General features: G+C 63.4%; 19 protein-coding genes. 9 read left to right on the top strand and 10 right to left on the bottom strand.

The genetic code is table 11. The features are described 5' to 3' along the window. Positions 1–154 precede the first annotated feature (154 nt). From xsc to P0D80_RS02495, 3 genes are all read left to right on the top strand, one after another. Positions 155–1987 (top strand): sulfoacetaldehyde acetyltransferase, encoded by a 1833-nt coding sequence (gene xsc / locus P0D80_RS02505; protein WP_207915703.1) that lies wholly within the window; start codon positions 155–157, stop codon positions 1985–1987. A gap of 142 nt (positions 1988–2129) precedes the next feature. Beyond that, complete coding sequence (gene pta, locus P0D80_RS02500) at positions 2130–3167, top strand: phosphate acetyltransferase (protein WP_408175114.1); 1038 nt, start codon at positions 2130–2132, stop codon at positions 3165–3167. Next, complete coding sequence (locus tag P0D80_RS02495) at positions 3164–3925, top strand: sulfite exporter TauE/SafE family protein (RefSeq protein WP_408175116.1); 762 nt, start codon at positions 3164–3166, stop codon at positions 3923–3925. Before pta ends, P0D80_RS02495 begins: the two co-directional genes overlap by 4 nt. Positions 3926–3950: 25 nt before the next feature. Here P0D80_RS02495 and P0D80_RS02490 read toward each other — a convergent pair whose 3' ends face one another. From P0D80_RS02490 to P0D80_RS02470, 5 genes are all read right to left on the bottom strand, one after another. Next, the gene (locus P0D80_RS02490; protein ID WP_408280866.1) at positions 3951–5675 is read right to left on the bottom strand and encodes a cobaltochelatase CobT-related protein; all 1725 of its coding nucleotides are present in this window, start codon (positions 5673–5675) and stop codon (positions 3951–3953) included. After that, positions 5672–6661 carry an AAA family ATPase gene (locus P0D80_RS02485; protein ID WP_408249125.1) on the bottom strand — a complete coding sequence of 330 codons (990 nt, stop codon included), beginning with the start codon at positions 6659–6661 and terminating at the stop codon, positions 5672–5674. Before P0D80_RS02485 ends, P0D80_RS02490 begins: the two co-directional genes overlap by 4 nt. Positions 6662–6801: 140 nt before the next feature. Further along, positions 6802–8232 (bottom strand): amino acid permease, encoded by a 1431-nt coding sequence (locus P0D80_RS02480; protein ID WP_408280864.1) that lies wholly within the window; start codon positions 8230–8232, stop codon positions 6802–6804. 229 nt (positions 8233–8461) lie between these two features. Then, positions 8462–9877 (bottom strand): NAD(P)/FAD-dependent oxidoreductase, encoded by a 1416-nt coding sequence (locus P0D80_RS02475; RefSeq protein WP_207915704.1) that lies wholly within the window; start codon positions 9875–9877, stop codon positions 8462–8464. A 13-nt stretch (positions 9878–9890) separates the two neighbouring features. Further along, the gene (locus P0D80_RS02470) at positions 9891–10301 is read right to left on the bottom strand and encodes a nuclear transport factor 2 family protein (RefSeq protein WP_408280861.1); all 411 of its coding nucleotides are present in this window, start codon (positions 10299–10301) and stop codon (positions 9891–9893) included. 343 nt (positions 10302–10644) lie between these two features. On the opposite strand from P0D80_RS02470, the gene P0D80_RS02465 reads away from it, so the two are divergent. Genes P0D80_RS02465 through P0D80_RS02450 form a run of 4 tightly spaced genes read left to right on the top strand, consistent with a single transcriptional unit; the run spans position 10645 to position 14869 of the window. Then, on the top strand, positions 10645–10854 hold the full coding sequence (locus P0D80_RS02465) for a DUF3311 domain-containing protein (RefSeq protein WP_408280858.1): 210 nt from the start codon (positions 10645–10647) through the stop codon (positions 10852–10854). A gap of 12 nt (positions 10855–10866) precedes the next feature. Continuing rightward, the gene (locus P0D80_RS02460; RefSeq protein ID WP_408249119.1) at positions 10867–12252 is read left to right on the top strand and encodes a sodium:solute symporter family protein; all 1386 of its coding nucleotides are present in this window, start codon (positions 10867–10869) and stop codon (positions 12250–12252) included. A 32-nt stretch (positions 12253–12284) separates the two neighbouring features. Continuing rightward, entirely contained in the window at positions 12285–13943 is a 1659-nt protein-coding gene (locus tag P0D80_RS02455; RefSeq protein ID WP_408280854.1) for an amidohydrolase, read from the top strand. Further along, the gene (locus tag P0D80_RS02450) at positions 13940–14869 is read left to right on the top strand and encodes a CobW family GTP-binding protein (RefSeq protein WP_408280849.1); all 930 of its coding nucleotides are present in this window, start codon (positions 13940–13942) and stop codon (positions 14867–14869) included. Before P0D80_RS02455 ends, P0D80_RS02450 begins: the two co-directional genes overlap by 4 nt. 30 nt (positions 14870–14899) lie before the next feature. On the opposite strand, the gene P0D80_RS02445 is transcribed toward P0D80_RS02450, so the two are convergent. Next, positions 14900–15721 (bottom strand): LysR substrate-binding domain-containing protein, encoded by an 822-nt coding sequence (locus tag P0D80_RS02445; RefSeq protein WP_408205121.1) that lies wholly within the window; start codon positions 15719–15721, stop codon positions 14900–14902. A 126-nt stretch (positions 15722–15847) separates the two neighbouring features. Between P0D80_RS02445 and P0D80_RS02440 the strand changes: the two genes are divergently transcribed. Beyond that, positions 15848–16699 (top strand): alpha/beta fold hydrolase, encoded by an 852-nt coding sequence (locus tag P0D80_RS02440; protein ID WP_408280846.1) that lies wholly within the window; start codon positions 15848–15850, stop codon positions 16697–16699. 59 nt (positions 16700–16758) lie between these two features. Here the strand turns inward: P0D80_RS02440 and P0D80_RS02435 are convergent, their stop codons facing one another. Then, positions 16759–17163, bottom strand: coding sequence for a VOC family protein (locus tag P0D80_RS02435; protein WP_408280843.1), 405 nt, complete (start codon positions 17161–17163; stop codon positions 16759–16761). Positions 17164–17617: 454 nt separating this feature from the next. On the opposite strand from P0D80_RS02435, the gene P0D80_RS02430 reads away from it, so the two are divergent. Then, entirely contained in the window at positions 17618–18043 is a 426-nt protein-coding gene (locus P0D80_RS02430) for an organic hydroperoxide resistance protein (protein WP_132378002.1), read from the top strand. A 124-nt stretch (positions 18044–18167) separates the two neighbouring features. Here the strand turns inward: P0D80_RS02430 and P0D80_RS02425 are convergent, their stop codons facing one another. The 3 genes from P0D80_RS02425 to P0D80_RS02415 all read right to left on the bottom strand — a co-directional run bounded on the left by P0D80_RS02425 (position 18168) and on the right by P0D80_RS02415 (position 21512). After that, positions 18168–19190, bottom strand: a complete 1023-nt coding sequence (locus P0D80_RS02425; RefSeq protein WP_408280838.1) for an aldo/keto reductase — start codon at positions 19188–19190, stop codon at positions 18168–18170. A gap of 92 nt (positions 19191–19282) precedes the next feature. After that, positions 19283–20149 carry an NmrA family NAD(P)-binding protein gene (locus P0D80_RS02420; RefSeq protein ID WP_408280835.1) on the bottom strand — a complete coding sequence of 289 codons (867 nt, stop codon included), beginning with the start codon at positions 20147–20149 and terminating at the stop codon, positions 19283–19285. 49 nt (positions 20150–20198) lie between these two features. Next, positions 20199–21512: a serine hydrolase domain-containing protein gene (locus tag P0D80_RS02415; protein ID WP_408280833.1), complete on the bottom strand. Its 1314-nt coding sequence runs from the start codon at positions 21510–21512 to the stop codon at positions 20199–20201. Between the last annotated feature and the right edge of the window lie 7 nt (positions 21513–21519).

Genomic DNA, 21519 nt, shown 5'->3' with positions numbered 1-21519 from the left:
TTTCGTCGCCATGGCACACATACTTTTTTTGATACACAACGTTCCATTTATTTGAATTTAGGTTGACGCACAGGAACCGCTGACCTACATTTCAGACACCACGTATTTTTCGGTATTTTTTGTTCCACTTATCTCAAAGAGCTGGAGACACCCCATGAGCGAGCAGAATCCTTCCCCGCGTGACGCTACCGCCGACAACCGTGCCAGCGGCCCGCAGGCCATGACGCCGTCGGAAGCGTTTGTCGAAACCCTGGCGGCCAACGGCGTGACCGATATGTTCGGCATCATGGGCTCCGCCTTCATGGACGCCATGGATATCTTCGCGCCCGCCGGCATCCGCCTGATTCCGGTGGTGCACGAGCAAGGCGCCGGCCACATGGCCGACGGTTATTCGCGCGTCTCGGGACGTCACGGCGTGGTGATCGGCCAGAACGGCCCGGGCATCAGCAACTGCGTCACCGCCATTGCGGCGGCCTACTGGGCGCACAGCCCGGTCGTGATCGTCACGCCGGAGGCCGGCACCATGGGCATCGGTCTGGGTGGCTTCCAGGAAGCCAAACAACTGCCCATGTTCCAGGAGTTCACCAAGTATCAAGGCCACGTCACCCATCCGGCGCGCATGGCGGAATTCACGGGCCGCTGCTTCGACCGCGCGATGGCGGAGATGGGGCCGACGCAGTTGAATATCCCGCGCGATTACTTCTACGGTCAGGTCAAGGTGGAGATCCCCCAGCCGCAGCGTCTTGACCGCGGCGCGGGTGGTGAGCAAAGCCTGAACGAAGCGGCCGAACTGCTCGCGCAAGCCAAATTTCCGGTGATCATTTCCGGCGGCGGCGTGGTGATGGCCGATGCGATCGAAGAGTGCAAGGCGCTCGCCGAGCGCCTCAACGCACCGGTGGTCAACAGCTATCTGCACAACGACTCCTTCCCCGCCAACCATCCGCTGTGGTGCGGTCCGCTCGGCTATCAGGGCTCGAAGGCGGCGATGAAGCTGCTGTCGCGCGCCGACGTCGTGATCGCGCTCGGCTCGCGCCTCGGACCGTTCGGCACGCTGCCGCAGCACGGCATGGACTACTGGCCGACCAACGCCAAGATCATCCAGATCGATGCCGACCACAAGATGCTCGGCCTGGTGAAGAAGATCTCAGTGGGCATCTGCGGCGACGCGAAAGCCGCTGCCGTCGCGCTGACCGAGCGCCTTGCCGGACGCAAGATTGCCTGCGACGCCACGCGCGAGGAACGCGGCGGCCAGATCGCATCGGAGAAAGCGGCGTGGGAGAAAGAGCTCGACGACTGGACGCACGAACGCGACGCCTACAGCCTCGACATGATCGAGGAGCAGAAGCAGGAACGCACGCCCGGCGGCGGCACCTATCTGCATCCGCGCCAGGTGCTGCGCGAGTTGGAAAAGGCCATGCCCGAGGACGTGATGGTCTCGACCGACATCGGCAACATCAACTCGGTGGCCAACAGTTATCTACGCTTTAACAAGCCGCGCAGCTTCTTCGCGGCGATGAGCTGGGGCAATTGCGGCTACGCGTTTCCGACCATCATCGGCGCCAAGGTCGCCGCGCCGCATCGCCCGGCCGTTTCGTATGCGGGCGATGGCGCATGGGGCATGAGCCTGATGGAGACCATGACCTGCGTGCGCCACAACATTCCGGTGACGGCGGTGGTGTTCCATAACCGTCAGTGGGGCGCCGAGAAGAAGAACCAGGTGGACTTCTACAATCGCCGCTTCGTGGCGGGTGAACTCGACAACCAGAGCTTCGCCGCCATTGCCCGCGCGATGGGCGCCGAGGGCATCGTGGTGGACCGTCTCGAAGATGTCGGCCCGGCGCTCAAGCGCGCGATCGACGCGCAGATGAACCACGGCAAGACCACCATCATCGAGATCATGTGTACCCGTGAACTGGGTGATCCGTTCCGCCGCGACGCGCTCTCCAAGCCGGTGCGCATGCTCGACAAGTATAAGGACTACGTCTGAGCGTTTTGGGCGCCGGCGGGCTTCGTGCTCAGACGGACGGAGCCCGCTGCGCTCACAGGCCGGAAACAGTTGCGCCCGCGCGGGCGCTCTGTCTCCGGCTTCTTCGTTGTACGTCTCGCTGCCTTTCCAAACGGCCACTCCTATGAAAGCCATCAACCGCATCATTGAACAAGCGCGCCATTCGCCGATGCGCATCGTGCTGAGCGAGGCCGAGGATCCGCGCGTGTTGCAGGCGGCGCAGCGCGCGAGCAGCGAAGGCATTGCGCGCATTCTGCTGGTCGGTGACGCCACGCGCATCCGAGAAGCCGCCGCTCGCTTCGACGTCGATCTAAACGGTATGGAACTGGTGGACCCCGCCACTTCGGCGCTAGCACCGTTATATGCCGACGAACTGTTCGCTCTGCGCAGCAAGAAAGGCATGACGCTCCAACAAGCGCAGAGCGAAATCCTCAACCCGCTATGCTTCGCGAACCTGATGGTGCGCCTCGGCCACGCCGACGGTTCCGTGTCCGGCGCGGTCAACACCACCGCCGACGTGGTGCGTAACGCTATCCAGATCATCGGTATCGCGCCTTCATTCAGGCTCGTGTCGAGCTTCTTCCTGATGATGCTGTGCGAGCCGTTCCACACGCTCAAGGGCGGCCTGATCTTTTCCGACTGCGCGCTCGTGGTGGAACCCGATGCCGCCCAACTCGCCGAGATCGCGATGGCCGCGGCGGACAGCGCAAAAAGCCTGCTGATGGACGAGCCGCGCGTGGCGATGCTGTCGTTTTCGACGAGCGGCAGCGCTCATCATGCGGCCGTCGACAAAGTGGTCAACGCCACCCACATCGTGCAGGAACGCCGCCCGCATCTCGCGATCGACGGCGACGTGCAACTCGACGCGGCTATCGTCTCCGAAATCGCGCTGCGCAAGGTCAAGCACTCGCAGGTGGAGGGCCACGCCAACGTGCTGGTGTTTCCGAGTCTCGAGGCGGGCAACATCGGCTACAAGCTGGCCGAGCGGATCGGCGGCGCGAAGGCGATCGGCCCCTTGCTGCAAGGCCTGCGCAAGCCCGCCAATGACCTGTCGCGCGGCTGCAGCGCGGACGACATCTACTACGTCACCGCCGTCACCGCGGTTCAGGCTCAAGCCGCGCTCACGCATCCCGACGCCCTCCTCACACCGTCTCATTCATGATCGTTCAGAAGTTGCTGCCGCTCCTCGCACTGATGGGCGTCGCGAGCTATTTTCAAACCATTACCGGCTTCGGTCTGAGCATGATCGTCATCGGCGCCGCCAGCGGCCTCGACCTGGCGCCGGTCACGAGTCTCGCCGCTTTGCTCAGCCTCGTGACCCTCGCCAACAGCGCGACCGCCCTGCCCGGCAAACTTCATCACATCGACTGGCGCGCGGTGGGCGCCGCTACGCTGGGCATTCTGCCGTCGGTGGTCGCCGGCGTGCTGGTGCTGGATCTGTTGAGCAATGCGGCTTCCGGCGTGTTGCAACTGCTGCTGGGCGCCGTGGTGCTGTATGGCGGCCTGAGCGCGGCGCTGCGGCCGGCTCCGCTCGCTTGCCGCTCAGGCAATCGGAGTTTCTTCGTCAGCGGGGTGTTCGGTGGGCTGCTGAGCGGCATGTTCGGTGTATCCGGGCCGCCGTTGATTTTTCAGTTCTATCGCCAGCCGCTCTCGCTCGTGCAGATCCGCTACGCGTTGATTCTGATCTTTACGGTGACGTCGATCACTCGCACGCTGTTTAGCGCGTACGAGGGTCAACTCGACGCCGATCTCTGGATGCAGGCCGCGTTCGCGGTCCCGGTCGTCGCGCTGATGACGATCGTGGCGCGGCAGTATCCGCCGCCTCTGTCGGGTGTGATGACGCGCCGTATCGCGTATGCGATTCTGGTGGTGATTGGCGGCTCGCTGATTCTGCATGCGTTGCAGCAGTTGATCCGCTAAGGCGCCTGATAACGCCACGGTCCACCTACCGCCGTGCGCCGATCCATCCGACGAGTTCGGCGAACAGCGACATATCCGGCGGTGTGGACAGATCGACCGCAAAACAACGGCGGTAATACGGACTGAGATCGAGTCCGACGCCAAGGCCCAGCAATTCGACGTCATGCGCGGCTTCGTTGCGTGCGACTACTTGCTTCAGGTGATTGTCCAGGTAGTAGGTGTCGTTGACCTGAGCGGTGGCGCTGTCCATCGGACTGCCGTCCGAGATCACGACGAGAATCCGCCGCGCCTCGGCACGCGCGCGCAGCCGCGTGCAGGCCCAGTCGACCGCCTCGCCGTCCACGCCTTCGCGGAACAGATCGGCCTTGAACAACGCGGCGATGTCGGCGCGAGCGCGCCGCCAACTCGTCGCGGCATCCTTGAAGACGAGGTGGGCGAGCTCATTGAGCCGCCCCGGATGATGCGGCCGGCCGCCGGCCAGCCAGTCGAGCCGCGCGCGGCCGCCGTTCCAGGCGCCGGTCGAGAAACCCAAGACCTCGCTGGCGACACCGGCCTGATCGAGCGCGCGCGTGAGCACGTCCACCAGCAGCGCCACCGGCTCGATATAGGTTCGCATGGACCCCGAACAATCGATCAGAAAACTCACCACGCAATCGGCGATCGGCTTGTGCCGTTCAAGCAGAAACAAACGCCGCTCGGCCGGCGAGCTGACCAGTTGCGCGAGACGCCGGCCATCGATGCGGCCGTGCTCTTCACCGAACGACCAACCGTCGCGTTGCGGCACCGCGAGCGCGGCCTTGAGCGCATACGCGAGCCGCGGCACGTTGATGCGTTGCGCGGCGATGCGCTTGTCGAGCTGGTCGCGGTATTCCGCCAGTAACTCGCTGCGTATGCGCGAGCCCGGCACGAACTCGCGGTCGTAGCGCGTGGTGTACGCCAGGTAGCGATGCCCGGCGTCTCTGAGAACGCGGCTGTCGCCGGTGGCGGCGAGGCCCATGTCGACCTGCTCGCCTTCGTCGGTGTCGAACCAGAGCGTGAACATGGCGCGCACGGCTTCGTCGTCTTCCGGTACCTGCTCGTCTTCTTCGAGGGATTGCGCGCGCGCTTCACGCATCATCACGCCAACGAGACGGGCGAACTCGAGCGCATGAATCGCGAACTCGCCCTGCTCCATTCGATGCCGCCGCAGTGCCGCGAGCGGCACGCCCAAGGTCGGCGTGATCGCGGCACGCGTGGCTTCGATCAGACCTTCGGTCTCTTCCAGTACGGGCCAGCCCGACAGACGCGACCAGACGATCTGGGCCACGGTGTACAGCAGAATGCCCAGGTGCCCGTCGATCAGTCCAGTGCGATAGAAAGCGCGCGACCATGTCTCGAAGCGATGGCGCAGATTCTGCGCGAGCCCCGGCATGCTGGCCGGTGCGAGCGCTTCGCAGCGCAACTGTTCGAACAGTTCGAACAGGAGCCGCTCGATCGGCTCGGCGGGACACAGCCTCGCGTGGAGCTGAGCATCGGAATGCGTCAGGCGTAATGCAGCGCCGTCCGCGGCACCGCGCAGGGACATCAGATCGTCGACCTGCGGGTCCGTGCGCAGATGCGGCGCGTGCAGGGGCAGCGCGCGCAGGCCACGGTACAGACGGCCGGCGCGGTAATGCAGCCCGGCGTCCCCGGTCAATGCGCGCACCGCCGCCGCGCACAGGTTCTGACGCTGTTCGGCGCGGCGTGTCGCTTGCCGCTCGGCAGGCGTCATTGCGGCACCGTCGAGCGCGCCTCGCGCTCCGCCGCGCTTTCCAGCTCCCTATCGAAGCAGCGTTGGAAATACTCGGCCACGATGGGCCGTTCCGCCTCGTCGCACTTGTTGACGAAGGTCAGGCGAAACGCCATCGCCGGATCGCGGAAGATCTGGCAATTCTCCGCCCAGTCGATCACCGTGCGCGGCGACATCAGCGTGGAGAGATCGCCGGTGGCGAAGCCTTTGCGCGTCAATTCCGCCACGCTGATCATCGACTCGATCAGCGCGCGGCCGGTCTCGTCGGCGAGTTCCGGCACGCGCGCCAGCACGATGCTGGCCTCTTCGGCGCGCGGGAGATAGTTGAGCGTGGCCACCACGTTCCACCGGTCCATCTGCGCGTGATTCAACAACTGCGTGCCGTGGTAAAGGCCGTTCAGATTGCCGAGGCCGACCGTATTGGTCGTGGCGAACAACCGGAAGTACGGATGCGGATGAATCACGCGGTTCTGATCGAGCAGCGTGAATTTGCCGTCGCGCTCGAGAATGCGCTGGATCACGAACATCACGTCGGGACGGCCGGCGTCGTATTCGTCGAAGATCAACGCCATGGGCCGTTGCAGCGCCCACGGCACGATGCCTTCCTGGAATTCGGTGACCTGCACGTCGTCGCGCACGATGATCGCGTCTTTGCCCACCAGATCGAGACGGCTGATATGCCCGTCGAGATTCACGCGCACGCAGGGCCAGTTCAGGCGCGCCGCAACCTGCTCGATGTGCGTGGATTTGCCCGTGCCGTGCAAGCCCTGCACCATCACGCGGCGCTCGCGCATGAAGCCGGCGAGAATCGCCAGCGTCACTTCAGGATTGAAGCGGTACACCTCGTCGATTTCCGGAACGTGGTCGTCGCGTTCGCTGAAGGCCGGCACCATCAAGCCTGAGTCGATGCCAAACAACGTGCGCACCGAGACCATCCGGTCCGGCTTGCCTGTCACGATATCGGTCACTACGATCTCCTCCGCACTTCGTCACGACGGCGGCCGGCGCCCAGCAAACAGGCTGGCGCGGCCTCGCCGGTCCATCATACGCACTTTCTTTTTTCGATACAAATCATCTCGTTTTTTACAACCGACACGCCATTCTCGTATCAGTGATGGTGGTGCCGGTATTCCAGCGTGTCCGGTTCGCTGAACCCGGCGCCCGTCTTGCGGACGCGCAGCAGATAAGCGAGAAGCAGCACGCCGAGGCTCGCGACCCCGAACCACAACGGCTGACGCTGCTCGGGAATGAACGCCATCGCCACCAGAATGCCGACCATGCCGATGATCGCGACCCACGTGAGATACGGGTAGCACCACATCCTGACGCGCAGTTTCTCTGGCGTATCCCGCTCGATGCGAGCGCGCAGTTTCAGTTGCGATATCGCGATCAGGACGTAGACGAAAATCGCCACCGTGCCGTACGAATTCACGAGGAAGGCGAACACCGTATCCGGCGACACATACGACATCACCACCGACGCGTAGCCGAACACGGTGCCAATCAGAATCGCGCGCACCGGCACGCCGCGGCGATTGACCTTGGCGAGCGCGGCAGGCGCGTCGCCATGGCGCGTCAGCGCGAAGATCATCCGCGACGCGGCGTAGAGCCCCGAATTGAGCGCCGACAACACCGCGGTAAGCACGATCGCGTTCATGACGCTGGCGGCGGCCGGAATACCCATGGCATCGAGCGCGCTGACGTACGGCGTCGCCATCTTCGGAGAGTTCCACGGTACCAGCGCGACGACGAGCAGGATCGAGCCGACATAAAAAACCAGCACGCGCGTGATCACCGAGTTCGTCGCTTTGGCGACGGCCTTGGCCGGCTCCTGCGCTTCAGCCGCCGCGATCGTGACGATCTCCGCGCCGAAGTAAAAGCCCGTGGCGGCGACCGCGCCGCTCAGCACGGGTCCGATGCCCTTCGGCATCAAGCCGCCGTGCGAGAGCAGCGTCGGCAGCACGGCGGTGACGTGCTTCGCCGCGGGCCACAGTCCCAGCACGTACATGCCGCCGAGAAACAGAAACACCATGATCGCCGCGACCTTGATCGACGCGAACCAGAACTCGAATTCGCCGTAACTGCCGACCGAGACCAGGTTGGTCGCCGTGAGCGTCACCAGCAATACGAGACTGATCGCCCACGCGGGGACATCCGGCAACCAGAACTGCACGAGCTTCGCGCCCGCCACGGCCTCCACCGCGACGACGATGACCCAGAAATACCAGTACATCCAGCCGGTCAGAAAGCCCGCGAGATTGCCGGAGGCGCGCTTGCCGCCGAACGCCAGCCGCGCGTATTCATAGAACGAGCCGACGGCCGGCATCGCGCAGGCCATTTCGCCGAGCATCCGCATGACCAGCACGACCAGCGCGCCGGTGATCAGAAACGACAGCACCGCCGCGGGGCCGGCCTGTTGCACGACCACGCCGCTGCCGACGAAGAGCCCCGCGCCGATCACGCCGCCGAGCGCGATCATCGTCATGTGGCGCTGTTTGAGGCCCGCCTTCAATTCCGTTGTATCTGTAGATCGCTGCATGTCACCTCCACGTTCCGTTATCCGATCGCGGACCGGGCCGGTCTGCCATGCAGCCGCCCAGGTCCTGCCGTCTTCAAGACTGGATGAGGCGAGGACGCCCATGCGTCTCGCCCTATGATTTTTTATGAAGCACCGCGCAGCCAGGGCGCATGGTGCAAGTGTGCGTCGTGCGCGCGGCAAGCTGCGAGTTCAGCGCCGCATGCGCGCGGGTGAATCTCCGCCCGCGGCATCAGGGCTTTTCGTCGCGGCGGAAATAAAGCTGATACAGCATCCGCTGGCCGATTCGCCGGAATGGCGCAAACGGGTGCCCCGGCAAGGGCGACGTGAAGATCGGCAGCGTCTGTTTCGCGCCCTTTCCCGCGATGCGTTCGGCGAGCCGCCGCCCGGCCTGCTGCGAATACGACACGCCGTTGCCGCCGTAGCCGAGCGCGTAGTACACCGTCTGCATCGGATCCGGTTGATACACGCGCGGCATCATGTCGTGGCTGACGTCCACCCAGCCCCACCATGAATAATCGATCGCGACGCCGCGCAAGGCCGGAAATTTGCGCAACATGCCTTCCACCAGCAGATCGTAGTGGCGCGAATTGGGCGCGTCAGCGCCGGTGATCGCGGAACGGCTGCCGATCTGCAAGCGGTTGTCAGGCAGGAAGCGATAGTAGAAGCGCAGCGTGCGTGTATCGGTGAGCACCTGGGTCGTGCGAAAGTTGCACGCGTCGATTTCCTGCTTCGTGAGCGGTCGCGTGACCATTGAATTCGACAGGATCGGCATGATGCGGCTGCGCAGCGAATTGTGCAGCGTTTGCGCCGTATACGCGCCCGTTGCAATGCCGACCGCGCGCGCCCGCACGATACCGCCAGGTGTGCGCAAATGATGCACGCCGTTGATCGTTTCCCAGCCGAGCACGGGGCTCGCCGGATGCACCTTGGCGCCCGCTTCGCGGGCCAGCCGCAGATAGCCGAAGGCGAGCTTCAATGCATGAATGCCGATGCCTTCCGGCTCGTGCAGCGCGCCGGCCGCTTCGTGATCGTTGACGTACTCGCGCTGGAAGGTCTGCTTGTCGATCAGCTCGGACGGATAGCCGAACACGTCTTTCCAGACCTTGGCCTCGGCCGCCAGCTTCTGCATGATGCGCGGACGGTGCGCGATCAGAAAGTGGCCGCCGGGTTGCGGATCGCAATCGATCTCCGCGATCAGCGACTTGAAGTTATCGAAACCTTCCTGAATCTCGTCGTGCATTTTCAACGCGACGTCTTTACCCCAACGTTCGATCCATTGGGAACGCGACAACCGGCCCGAGGCATTCTGACCTTGCCCGCCGTTGCGGCTGCTGCAGCCCCAGCTCGTCTTGTTGGCTTCCAGCACGACCGCCTTGATGCCGTGCTCCCGCGCGAGACAAAGCGCCGTGGCGAGCCCGGTATAGCCGCCGCCGATGATCGCCACATCCACGTCGACATCCGCCGTGATCGGACCATCGTCTTCGGGCGGTGTGCCCGCGGTCGCGACCCAGTAGGTCGGCGCGTATTGCTTGCCCCAGCCCGGTCCCGGCGACACCAGCGGGTCGTACGCCGGATCGTAGCGCGTATCGTCTTCGCGGCCGGACGGCATGCCTTGCGCGACGCGTTCGATTTCACTGTGCTCCATGTGAAGCTCCCGATCAGCGTGCGAGGTTCTGCTTCGGACGTTCCTTGCGGAAGGCCCGCTTGACCGCGATGAGGCCGTCGCGGAACTCGAACAGGTCACAACCTTCCGCCTCGATACGCCAGCCTTCCGCGTGCGTTCCGGTGAACACCCACTCGGACACGCCGTGTTCGCCGCTCACGTAGTGGCGGCCCTTGCCCCAATGCGCGTCGGGAAAGGTCTTGAAGACCGCTTCAAACGCCGCGCGAGTCGCGTCGCGGCCCACGAAGCGCGTGCCGAAGACTTCCGGACCGCCTGCTGCATCGAACACGCAATCGTCGGTCATGAAGGTCATCAACGCATCCGCGTCATGACGATTGAACGCATCGGAAAACGCGGCCAGCGTCTCGGCCGTGACGTGCTGCAGCGGGGTCTGTGTTTGAGCCATTGCTTTCTCCTCCTGGATGACTTTCGCTTTCGTTTCGATAAGGCATGAGACGCAGCCGGCGGCTGGCGATCCGTGAGGAAATTGTAGGCAGGGGGTCTGTCCGACGGGTAGGTCCAGTGCGGTGCTTTCGCCTGGTGCAGCGAATACGGGCGCGGGTTTCGCCGTATCCACGGCATTTGCTGAATTGGACTCATAGACTCCCGGCAACTGGCTCTATGGTTCTATTTTTTTGTTCGGCAACACTGAGGGTACTGGCCGTTATCTTCACCGATTGCCTGTCCTTGCGCGACTGCCAGAGCTGTTGGCCGCGCCTGTCCACGACTTCACGCTGCGAGGAGTTAAGGTGCTCAAACTGTTTATCGGACTCGGCATTCCCTATCTGGGCGTGGTCGGCCTGCTGCCGTGGGTGGCGTCCGTCGACCGCTTCGTATTGGGCGTGCCGTTCATCTACGCCTGGATCTTCGCGTGGTTCATCCTCGCCTCCGGGTGCCTGATGATCTGCTGGCGCGTGTTCGACTGCCGCCACGACGAGTCTCACCCGCAAAACCGCTAAAGGAGTGTCCGGATGGCCACCGCAGTCTTTCTCGGCTTTCTCGCTTTCTCGCTCTACCTGGCGATCCGTTCGAACAAGGGACGTGGTCCGCAAAGCGTGCATGACTTCTTCGTGGCGTCGCGGCAATTCGGCGCCTACCTCGTGTTCTTCCTCGCGGCCGGCGAGATCTACAGCATCGGCACGATGGTCGGCTTTCCGGGCGGCATCTATGCCAAAGGACCGACCTACGGCGTCTGGTTTCTCGGCTACATTCTGCTGGCCTATCCCGTCGGCTATTTCATCGGTCCGAAGATCTGGCAAGCCGGCAAGCGCTATAACGCGATCACCCTGCCCGATCTGTTCAAGGGACATTTTCAAAGCCGCTCGCTCGAACTGATCGTCGCGGGCTCGGCGATCGTCTTTCTGCTTCCGTGGGGGCAGTTGCAGTTCACCGGGCTAGTGGCCGCATTGAACGGTCTCGGCTGGAACTTCAAACCGCTGTATCTGATCCTGTTTGCGGCGTTGCTCGCGTTCACCTATATCGCGATCGCCGGCGTGCGCGCATCGGCGTATATCGCCGTGCTGAAGGATATCCTGATGGTCGTCGCGATCGTCGTCACCGGTGTCGCTGTCTCGATGGAAGTCGGCGTGACCGAAGTGTTTCATGCGGCCAGCCTGCATGTGAGCAACCGGATGAATTCGCACCAGTTGACCTTCTCGATGAGCACCATGCTGTTCCAGTCGCTCGGCTTCTACGTCATGCCGTTCGCGGTGCAGAACTTCTTTACCGCGAAAAGCGCGAACACCATTCGCCGCACGCAGGTCGCCATGCCGCTTTACATGCTGATGTATCCGTTTCTCGTGGTCGCGTCGTACTATGCGATCAGTCAGAACCTGCATCTCGCGTCGCCCAATGAAGCATTCTTCGCTGCCGCGATCCGGCTGTTGCCGGGCTGGCTGCTCGGACTCGTCGCCGCCGGCGCGTCGCTCTCCGGCTTGCTCGTGCTGGCCGGCATCTGTCTCGCAATCGGCCCGATCGTCACACGCAATCTCCTGCCGGGCATGCCGGAAGCCCGCCAGAAGACGAGCGCAAAAGTGGTGATCGTGCTGTACCTGCTGGTGTCGATCGTGATGACGCTGCTCACGCCGAATCTGATGCTCACGCTGATCAACACCACGTATTACGGCGTGACGCAGTTCTTCCCCGGCGTGATGGTCGTGCTGTTCGGATTGCGCGTGCGGCCGTCCGCCATCGCGTCCGGCATGTTGACCGGGCAGGTTCTCGCGATCATCCTGTACGTATTGCAGATCGACCTCGGCGGATTCAATCTGGGACTGGTATGCCTCGGCGTGAATCTGCTGGTGCTGACGGCGGTGAACCTCACCGCGAAACCGAGCCGCGCGCACGCGCTCGGTTGAAACCGAGCTGAACGAACTTCAATCACTGCACTATGACTCGACGAGAAGAGCAGCACCCGACACAAGTCTTCGTTGCGAAGAAGATCGTGACGATGAATCCCATGCAACCCTATGCGACGCACGTCGCGATTCGCGACGGCAAGATCCTCTCGGTAGGCGGCGCTGACGACGTGAAGCAATGGGGCGACGCGGAAATCGTCGATACGTTCAGCGACAAAGTGCTGATGCCGGGGTTTGTCGAAGGCCATTGCCATCTGATGGAAGGCGCGATGTGGGACGCCGTCTATGTCGGCTACTACGACCGCCGCGGCCCCGACGGCCGGCGCTGGCCCGGCCTGACGACGCTGGACGCCGTGATCGAGCGTCTGAAGGCGGCCCAGGCGGAGATGACCTCGGCCGATGCTCCGTTGCTCGCGTGGGGCTTCGATCCGATCTTCTTCGGCACCCAACGCCTGAGCGTGCGCGAACTCGACACGGTGTCGGCCAAGCGGCCCATCGTGATCCTGCATGCGAGCGTGCACCTGATGAACGTCAATTCGGCGATGCTGTCTCTTGCGGGCATCGACGAGGAAACGGATATCGACGGCATCGACAAGGACGAGAGCGGACAGCCGACCGGCGAGTTGCAGGAGTTCGCCGCGATGTTCCCGGTCTACCGCGTGATCGGCGCCGGCCTCTCGATCGCCGCGAGCGAAAGCACGAAGGCCATCTGGAATTTCGGCCGGGTCGCGCAACTCGCCGGCGTGACGACCGCGACCGACCTGGTCAATGACTTCTCCGAACTGGGCAACCGCAACCTGCGCGAAGTCACCGCCAACGAGGATTTTCCGGTGCGCATCGTGCCCGCCTTCGCACCGCAACGCAGTCCCGAAGGCGGCGCGCAACAAGTGCTCTCCGCGATGGAAACCGCGACGCCGAAGCTGCACTTCGGGCCCGTCAAGTTCATCGTCGACGGATCGATTCAGGGCTTCACCGCGCGCCTGAAATGGCCCGGCTATCTGAACGGCAAGCCCAATGGCTTGTGGCTGATTCCACCGAGCCAGTTCGTCGAAGTGTTCACGCCGTTTCACGAAGCCGGCCTGCAACTGCACGTGCACACCAACGGCAACGAGGCGACCGAACTCGTGCTCGATGCCTTCGAGCGGCTTCTCACGCTCCATCCGCGACGCGATCATCGGCATACGCTGCAGCACTGCCAGATGGCGGACGCCAGCCAGCTCGCGCGGGCGGCGAGCCTCGGGCTGTGCATCAATTTCTTCTCGAACCACATCTACTACTGGGGCGACGCGCACTATACGCAAACCATGGGCGCGGATCGCGCGAATCGCATGAACGCGGCGGAGTCGGCGCGCCGCCTGGGCATTCCGTTCGCCTTTCATTCCGATGCGCCCATCACGCCGCTCAATCCACTCTTCACCGCATGGTGCGCGTCGCAGCGCGAAACCGCGTCGGGCCGCGTGCTCGGCGCCAATGAACGCGTGCCGGTTGCCGACGCGTTGCGCGCGATCACGCTCGGCGCAGCCTACACGCTCAAGCTGGACCATCTGGTGGGCAGTATCGAAGTCGGCAAATTCGCGGACTTCGCGGTGCTCGCCGAAGACCCGGCCGAGGTCGCGCCGCAGCGTCTCAAGGATCTGGAAGTGTGGGGCACGGTACTCGGCGGGCGCATCTTCCAGGCGCCGGCGGGATGAGTGCGATTCCGCTCGTCGTCATCGGCGGCTATCTCGGCGCGGGAAAGACGACACTGCTCAACCATATTCTGAGCAACGCCGGATCGCGGCGCATCACCGTGCTCGTCAACGACTTCGGTTCGATCAATATCGATGCTTCGCTGATTCGCCAGCGCACCGACGACGTGATCAATCTTGAGAATGGCTGCGTGTGCTGCTCGATCGGCGGCCGGCTGGTCGAAGCGCTGCTTGCCGTGAGTTCGCGCAGCGACGCGCCGGATCTGCTGATCATCGAGGCGAGCGGCGTGTCCGACCCGGTGCGTATCGCGCAGATCGGCTTGCTCGATCGCGCGTTTCGTCTGGACGGCATCGTCGTGCTGGTGGACGCGGAACGCGTCGAAGAAACGCTGGCCGATCCTTATGTCGGCGACATCGCGCAGCGGCAGATTGCGGGTGCCACGGCCATCGTGCTGAACAAGATGGATCTGCTCAGCGAGCCTTCGCGCGAAGTTGTCAAAGCGCGCGTCGAAGCGCTTGCGAATAGCCGTGTCATCGTGCAAGCGACGCACGCAGCCGTGCCGCTCGGTCTGATCTTCGACCGGCATGTGCTGCCCGCGCGCAACACCGGCGCACTGCCGCTCTCCGCCTCTCCCACGCCGCGCGATTTGTGCAGCTTTTCGTTTACCACCAACGCGTGCCTGAGCCGCAAGAAGCTGAAGGAAGCGCTGCGGAGTTTTTCGGCGAAGCTGCTGCGCGCGAAAGGCTTCGTGCGCCTGGAAAGCGACGGCGCGTTGCATGAGTTGCATGTGGTCGGCAATCGCGTCGTGCTCAGCGCGTCGTCGGCCCGCACTTGCGCGGAATCGCAGATCGTTCTGATCGGCATGTTCGATCGCCAAGACGAGTTGCACGCGCAAGCGGCGCTCAAGGCCGCTGAAATCGGGCAATGATCTCGGGCCGCTGACCCGAATGCCGGAAAGCTAGCGCCGCAACTCCGAAACAATCTTCTCCGCCAGAAAATCGCACGGCGGACGATTCGAAGCCGTGCTGCGCGCCAGCACCATTTCCAGCGCGGGGATCTCGGGCAATCCGTGCGCGCGTCCAAGCAGCGTGAAGTGTGCCGGCACCGCGCATCGCGCGAGCGGAACAATCGCCAACCCCGCTTCGGCCATCGACAGCAGGCCCAGCAGACTCGGACTTTCATACGAGGTGCGGTAGGGAATCTTCGCCCGCTCCAGGCTGCGAATTGCGTTCTCGCGTGCGACGCTGCCCGGCAGGAACACGGCGATCGGCAATGGCCGCTCGCGCCATATTTCATCGGCACTCGGCGCCGCCGCCCATTCCATCGGCTCAAGCCGGATGAATTCGCCTGACAAGCCCTTGACTCGCGTCGCGCACACGAGATCGACCGAGCCGTCTTTCACCATCGGCGCGAGTGCGACGCTCGGCAAACCGACGACCTGAATCTCCACCTTCGGATAGGTCGCGGAAAACTTCTTGAGGATCGGCGGCAGCAGCGACGACGCGTAGTCGTCCGGCACACCGATGCTCACGCGCCCGGTCACGTCCGGCCGGACCACCGCCGCCCACGCCTCGTCGCGCAATGCGAGCATGCGGCGAGCGTACGTCAGCAGCACTTCGCCGTCCTGCGTCGGGACCACGTTTCTCGGCTTGCGCACGAACAGCGGCTTGCCCAGCGCGGTCTCGAGCGTCTTGATCTGCATGCTCACCGCCGATTGCGAACGATGCACGACTTCCGCCGCCCGGCTGATGTTGCCGGTGTCGGCGACGGCGACGATCATGGTCATCACGTCCAGGTCGAGGGCTTTCAATGGGTCTGGTATCAGAAAAGTAGATAGATTCGATCAATATTACGCGATTTTCTAAAGTAGCGACATGGGGCATAGTGGCCGCAAAGGAGCCAGTCCATGAACGCCCGTACCGACCTCTCAGTGCTTGCCGTACCCGAACTGTCGTTTGCGACCATCACATCGGGCATCTGCGTGCCGTACGTCGAGTGCGGAGAAGGCGAGCCGCTCGTGTTCGTGCACGGCTCGCTGTGCGACTATCGCTACTGGAATGCCCAGACCGCAGCGCTCTCGCAGCATTTCCGTTGCATCTCGGTGAGCCTGAGCCACTACTGGCCGGCGAGCGAGGCGTGCATCCAGGGCGAGTTCGGCTGGCAGACGCACGTCGCCGAGCTGGCCGAGTTCATCGAGGCGATCGACCTCGGGCCCGTCCATCTGGTCGGCCATTCGCGCGGCGGCTGCGTGGCGTTTCATGTCGCGCGCGACTATCCGCGGCTCGTGAAGACGCTGACGCTCGCGGACCCGGGCGGTCCGCTGCAGATCGACGGCATGCCGGACGCGATGCTGCCGGCCACGACCAATGTGCTGCGTGCGCGCGTCGCCGAACTCATCGAGAGCCAGCAGATCGATGCGGGTCTGGAGCTTTTCGTCGATTCGGTGAGCGTGCCCGGATCGTGGCGCAAGAGCCCGGTTGCATTCCGCACCATGGCGATCGACAACGCGGGCACGCTGCCCAAGCAGCTCCGCGATCCATTGCCCGCCTATTCCCGCGAAACCGCGCGCGGCGTGAAGTGCAGGACGCTGCTGATCGACGGGCAGCGCAGCCCGCGCATGTTCCGCAACAACGTCGAAAAGCTCGCGGAATGGATCGACTATGCGGAGCGGCAAACCATCGCCGGCGCGTCGCACGGCATGAATGTGTCGAACGCCGGCGCTTTTAACCGGCTCGTGCAGGCATTCGTCAGCTTCTGATTCCGGCGTTTCGGTTCAGCATTCGGCATTCAGCATTCGCGGCAAGATCGCCGAGAAGGTCAGAGGTCGAAGGTGCCGCGATATTGGTCGTCGGCATCCGAACGCGTATTGATTTCGACGAGCACGCCGCCGGGTACCTCGCAGAAAAATCGCGAGCCGCGTTCATGCTTGAAGACGCCGGTTTTCATCACGACACCCGCGGCGGCCATCCGCTCGTAAAGCCCGCGAACCTCACCGAGCGACGCCAGTTCGAAGCCGATGTGAAAGTTGTGAGGCCATTGCACCGGATGGTCGGCGGCATCATCGATCACGATGTCGAATCCGGGGCGTTTCAGAAACCAGCTCGTCCCTCGCGCGGCAACCGTACAGCCTAGATGGTCCTCGAAGAAGGTGGCGGTGGCACGCACATCGGATGAAGGGAAGCTCACGTGATTGAGCTTCATGGCGGTCGTGATATCGGTCATGTCGATCTCCGTTGAATCGGATCGCTCGTTGCGTTCCGTACGGAGGATATTACGAGTAAAAGCTCACATTCAATACTCGCATCACCGTGCTCGTGCCATGGGTCGCGCAGGCCCGCGCCACGGGCGTTTCCGGCTGTGCGATGCTAGCGTGTGCGCGGCTTGCTCGCGTTTCGTGCCGGTTACTGCGACTACCTCGCTTCCCAGGAGATGCTTGCGCTGTCGGGCTAGACAACCGGTTGGGTTTGCTTCGTGATTGTCCGGTCGACACGACTGTTGCGTTGGTACTATCGTCTTGATCACGCATGCACACGTCGCTTGATCGAGCGGCCCGGCTCGCACCGAGCGCGTTCGCGTCGCTTTGAGTATGCTTGTGCATGACGCTTCACGGCGCGGCCTTCAACTTGCTGACGCACCGGGAAGTCTTCGACCACCCTGACACGTAAAGGAGTCTCGAATGTCGATTGAAAAAGTCTTGTACCGTGCTCATGCGCACGTCACCGGCGGGCGCGACGGGCGTGCGACGGTTCCCGAGAGCAACCTCGATCTCAAGCTGACCACGCCGAAGGAGCTCGGCGGCGGAGGCGGCGACGGAACCAACCCCGAGCAACTCTTCGCGGCGGGATATAGCGCGTGCTTCATCGGCGCGTTGAGGGCGGTCAGCGCGCGCGAGAAGATCACGTTGCCAAAGGACGTCGCCATTGACGGCAGCGTCGGCATCGGACAGATTCCCAATGGCTTCGGCATCGAAGTCGAACTGAAAATCTCGCTGCCGGGCATGGACCGCGCAGAGGCGCAAGCGCTGATCGACAAGGCGCATGTGGTCTGTCCTTATTCGAATGCGACGCGCAACAACATCGACGTCAAGCTGACGCTGGTCTAAGCCGCACGTCAACACGCGCTTTTTTGTGCAAGCAGCGGATGCCGTGTCGCGTAGAGCGGCACGGCATCCGCTGCATTCTTTCGTCGCCCTCGATCGGGTGACAGAATTGTCACTTGCCAAGCAATCAGACCACCACCCGATCCTTGTCGTGGAACTGCTGCATCCAGTAAGGATAAGGCAGGTGCGGCTGCGAAACCTGATTCAGACGTTCGGTCTGCGCTGCGTTCAACGCGATCTGCTGAGCGTCGAGGTTAGCGGTCAGTTGCTCTGGCGTGCGCGCGCCCACAATGACAGAACAGACTTCACGGCGTGCCAGAATCCACGCCAATGCCACCTGAGCGGGCGACCTGTTCAACTCCGCAGCAATGTCGCACACTACGCGAACGATAGGATCCGCCTTTGCGGGATCGATCGGCGGAAAATTCAGCCTGGTCCGACGCCCGGTTTCGCCGCTGCTTCCCTGCGTGTACTTACCGCTCAGGTATCCGCCCGCGAGCGGACTCCACACCATAAGCGCAACATCGTTCGCCTTTGCCACGGGCGCGATCTCATGCTCGACGTCGCGGCTCGTCAGCGCATAGTGAACCTGATTGCTGACAATGCGGGCCCAGTGCGTGCGCGCGGTAATGCCCTGTGCACGCTCCAGGTCGCCCGCGCTGAAGTTGCAGACCCCGAGGTGGCGCACCTTGCCCTGCCTCACCAGGTCGTCGAGAGCTCGCAGCGTTTCTTCCAGCGGAACGAGTTCATCGCGGTCGTGCAACTGAAACAGGTCGATATGATCCCGGCCGATACGCCGAAGACTCGTTTCCACCGACCGCATGATGTGCGAGCGGCCGAGCCCGACGTCGTTGTGGCCGGCTCCTGTGCGCAGCCGGACTTTGGTCGCGACCAGCATGCGCGATTCGTCGAGTCCAAGATCGGCCAGCGCCTGACCGACGACCGCTTCAGATTGCCCTTGCGAATAGGCGTCAGCGGTATCGATCAGATTGATACCGCGCTCGACGGCCATCGCGACAAGCCGCGTGGCCTGGGCACGGTCGAGGCCGGCAATTTCGCCCCAGATGCCGGTACCGGCGCCAAAGGTCATGGCGCCAAGACAAAGACGCGAAATGCGCAGCCCAGACCTGCCGAGTGTGCTGTATTCCATAGCGAATCCCTTGATATGAATCCATCGATGAACGATGAGCGCGGAGCACCCGGCGACGCGGCATCCTGCACGCGTCACCGGATGCGCCCGCGTTAGCCCGCCTGCGAGACGAGGTCGCGCAGAACGGTTTCCAGTTCCACCTCGCCCTTGACGACGTCGGCTGGATCGCCTTCGAAGGCGATCCAGCCTTCATTGAACCCGTCGAGCATGCGCATACGCGGCAACGGGTCCTTCGTACCTTGGGAGCGGAACAGCTCGCCCCATGTCTCGCGCGGCACCACCTCCGCCCGAACCGGACGACCCAGCCCCCGGGCAAACGCCTCGGCCAGATCGTTCGGGCTCACACGCTGCGGCCCTTCCAATTCGACGACACGCGCGCCGCGCCACGTTTGCTGAAGCAGTTGCGCGGCAACGCGACCAACGTCCGCGGTCGCGACCATCGGCACGGCCTTGTCGAGCGGTTGCAAAAAGCTGGAGATGATCCCGTTGTCGCGGGCCGGCGCGACGTCCCACGCGGCGTTTTCCATGAACCAGCCGGGACGCAGGAATGTCACGGGCATCGGTAAATCGCGCAGCGCCTGCTCCATCAGCGTACGTTGCGTAAGCAGATTGGTCTCGGTGGCCTGCGCGCCGATCGTCGACAGGCAGACCACCTTGCCCGGTGCCGCCGACTGAAGCGCTTCGCTCACGGCGTCAATGACAGCACGTGCCTCCGGAAAGCCCGGCAACGGATCGAACTCGGACGGCGGCAGAATGAACACGCCTTGCGTGCCCTCGAAAGCGGCGGTAAGGGACGCCGCGTCGTCCATCTCGGCTGTCACCACTTCACACCCGCGCTCAGCCCACGAACGTGCCCGGGCGGCATCGCGTACCACCGCGCGTACCGGCTGGCCCGCGGCGAGCAACGTGCGCGCCACCGCGCCGCCGACCTTGCCTGTTATCCCTGTGATTGCATACATTGCAGCTTCTCCTTGCATAGATAGATGTGTGCCGCTCCGTGAGCGGGGCTTACGCATGTTGCAAACCGTGATACAGCCCCTGCTCGAACTGTCCGTACAGATCCACCACACGAGGGTCGTAGAACGGCAGAATCTGCGTGAACAGCGTGCCGGCCACCTTCCTGACCGGATCGACCCAGAAATAGCTGTTGAGCAGCCCCGCCCAGCTGATGCTGCCCGCGCTACGGCCATGCGGACCGGGCTGTGTGTTGATGTCGAAGGAGAGCCCCCACTTGTGAGGCGTCCCGGGAAACTGATCGAAGCTGTTAGACCACGCCGGCTGCGCCGTTTTCATTTCGGTTACCTGAAGATCTCCGATCTGATTCTGGAACATCGTCGCCACGGTGTCGGCGCGCAGGATTCGCTCGCCACGGTACGTCCCACCGTTCATCAGCATCTGGAGAAGCGCCATGTAATCGCGCGGCGTGCTGAATGCACCGCCGCCGCCCATGAAGAACTCGGGCCGCTGGTTGATCTCGAACGGCGCGGGCTTGAGCGATCCGTCGGGTTGCCGGTTGTGCATTGTCGCGACGCGCTGCTTCTGCGCGCCGCTGATTAGAAATCCCGAATTGCTCATGCCGAGCGGCGCGAAAATGTGCTCCCGGAAGTAGACCTCCAGCGACTGATCCGTCACTGCCTCGACCAGCTTGCCCACCCAGTCCATGCCGATGCCGTACTGCCAGCGTTCGCCGGGTTCGAACTCCAGCGGTGCCTTGAACGCGCCGTTCATCGAGTAGCCGATATCCGGCATGCCGGTCGCCTTTTCGTACCGGCTGATGTTTTCGCTCCAGATGCTGTACGTGAAGCCGGACGTGTGAGTCAGCAGATGACGCACGGTTATCGCGTTTCGTGCAGGACGCAGTTTCGGCTGTCCCGATGCATCGAAGCCGTCCAGCACCTGCGGCGACTTCAGTTCCGGAAGGATCTCGTCTGCGGGCTGGTCGAGCCGAAGCCGGCCCTGCTCGATGAGTTGCATGCAGGCCGTGGCGGTGATCGCCTTGGTCATCGATAGCAGCCAGAACACCGTGTCGGGCGTCATTGCCGTACCGGCCTGGGGATTGGCATGGCCTGATGCGCCTTCGTAGACGAGGCCGCGCTGCGTGGCGCCCATCGCCACCACACCGGCTACGGTGCCATTGTCGACAGCCTCCCGCAAGGAAAGGTCGATCGAGGCAAAGGCAGGGTTGCGCACCAGAATGCGATTACGCGCCTGATGCACCTGCGCGGCCTCGGTCTCGATGCTGGTCAATCCGCCCACTGCGGCGACGGCCAGCAGGCCGGATGCTCGCTTCAACAGATCGCGGCGGGTGAGTTGAACGGTCATCTCCTAC

Origin of the sequence: Paraburkholderia sp. RL17-373-BIF-A (assembly GCF_046030175.1) — a bacterium.
Classification (GTDB): Bacteria; Pseudomonadota; Gammaproteobacteria; order Burkholderiales; family Burkholderiaceae; genus Paraburkholderia.
Note: the sequence above shows the minus strand (reverse complement) of the source record. Positions and strands in the feature narration are given on the sequence as shown.

Bases quoted from the DNA above. Each gene is read 5' to 3' on its own strand.
- xsc (WP_207915703.1), top strand. From the start codon at position 155: ATGAGCGAGCAGAATCCTTCCCCGCGTGACGCTACCGCCGACAACCGT.
- pta (WP_408175114.1), top strand. From the start codon at position 2,130: ATGAAAGCCATCAACCGCATCATTGAACAAGCGCGCCATTCGCCGATG.
- P0D80_RS02495 (WP_408175116.1), top strand. From the start codon at position 3,164: ATGATCGTTCAGAAGTTGCTGCCGCTCCTCGCACTGATGGGCGTCGCG.
- P0D80_RS02490 (WP_408280866.1), bottom strand. From the start codon at position 5,675: ATGACGCCTGCCGAGCGGCAAGCGACACGCCGCGCCGAACAGCGTCAG.
- P0D80_RS02480 (WP_408280864.1), bottom strand. From the start codon at position 8,232: ATGCAGCGATCTACAGATACAACGGAATTGAAGGCGGGCCTCAAACAG.
- P0D80_RS02475 (WP_207915704.1), bottom strand. From the start codon at position 9,877: ATGGAGCACAGTGAAATCGAACGCGTCGCGCAAGGCATGCCGTCCGGC.
- P0D80_RS02470 (WP_408280861.1), bottom strand. From the start codon at position 10,301: ATGGCTCAAACACAGACCCCGCTGCAGCACGTCACGGCCGAGACGCTG.
- P0D80_RS02460 (WP_408249119.1), top strand. From the start codon at position 10,867: ATGGCCACCGCAGTCTTTCTCGGCTTTCTCGCTTTCTCGCTCTACCTG.
- P0D80_RS02455 (WP_408280854.1), top strand. From the start codon at position 12,285: ATGACTCGACGAGAAGAGCAGCACCCGACACAAGTCTTCGTTGCGAAG.
- P0D80_RS02450 (WP_408280849.1), top strand. From the start codon at position 13,940: ATGAGTGCGATTCCGCTCGTCGTCATCGGCGGCTATCTCGGCGCGGGA.
- P0D80_RS02445 (WP_408205121.1), bottom strand. From the start codon at position 15,721: ATGATCGTCGCCGTCGCCGACACCGGCAACATCAGCCGGGCGGCGGAA.
- P0D80_RS02440 (WP_408280846.1), top strand. From the start codon at position 15,848: ATGAACGCCCGTACCGACCTCTCAGTGCTTGCCGTACCCGAACTGTCG.
- P0D80_RS02435 (WP_408280843.1), bottom strand. From the start codon at position 17,163: ATGACCGATATCACGACCGCCATGAAGCTCAATCACGTGAGCTTCCCT.
- P0D80_RS02430 (WP_132378002.1), top strand. From the start codon at position 17,618: ATGTCGATTGAAAAAGTCTTGTACCGTGCTCATGCGCACGTCACCGGC.
- P0D80_RS02425 (WP_408280838.1), bottom strand. From the start codon at position 19,190: ATGGAATACAGCACACTCGGCAGGTCTGGGCTGCGCATTTCGCGTCTT.
- P0D80_RS02420 (WP_408280835.1), bottom strand. From the start codon at position 20,149: ATGTATGCAATCACAGGGATAACAGGCAAGGTCGGCGGCGCGGTGGCG.
- P0D80_RS02415 (WP_408280833.1), bottom strand. From the start codon at position 21,512: ATGACCGTTCAACTCACCCGCCGCGATCTGTTGAAGCGAGCATCCGGC.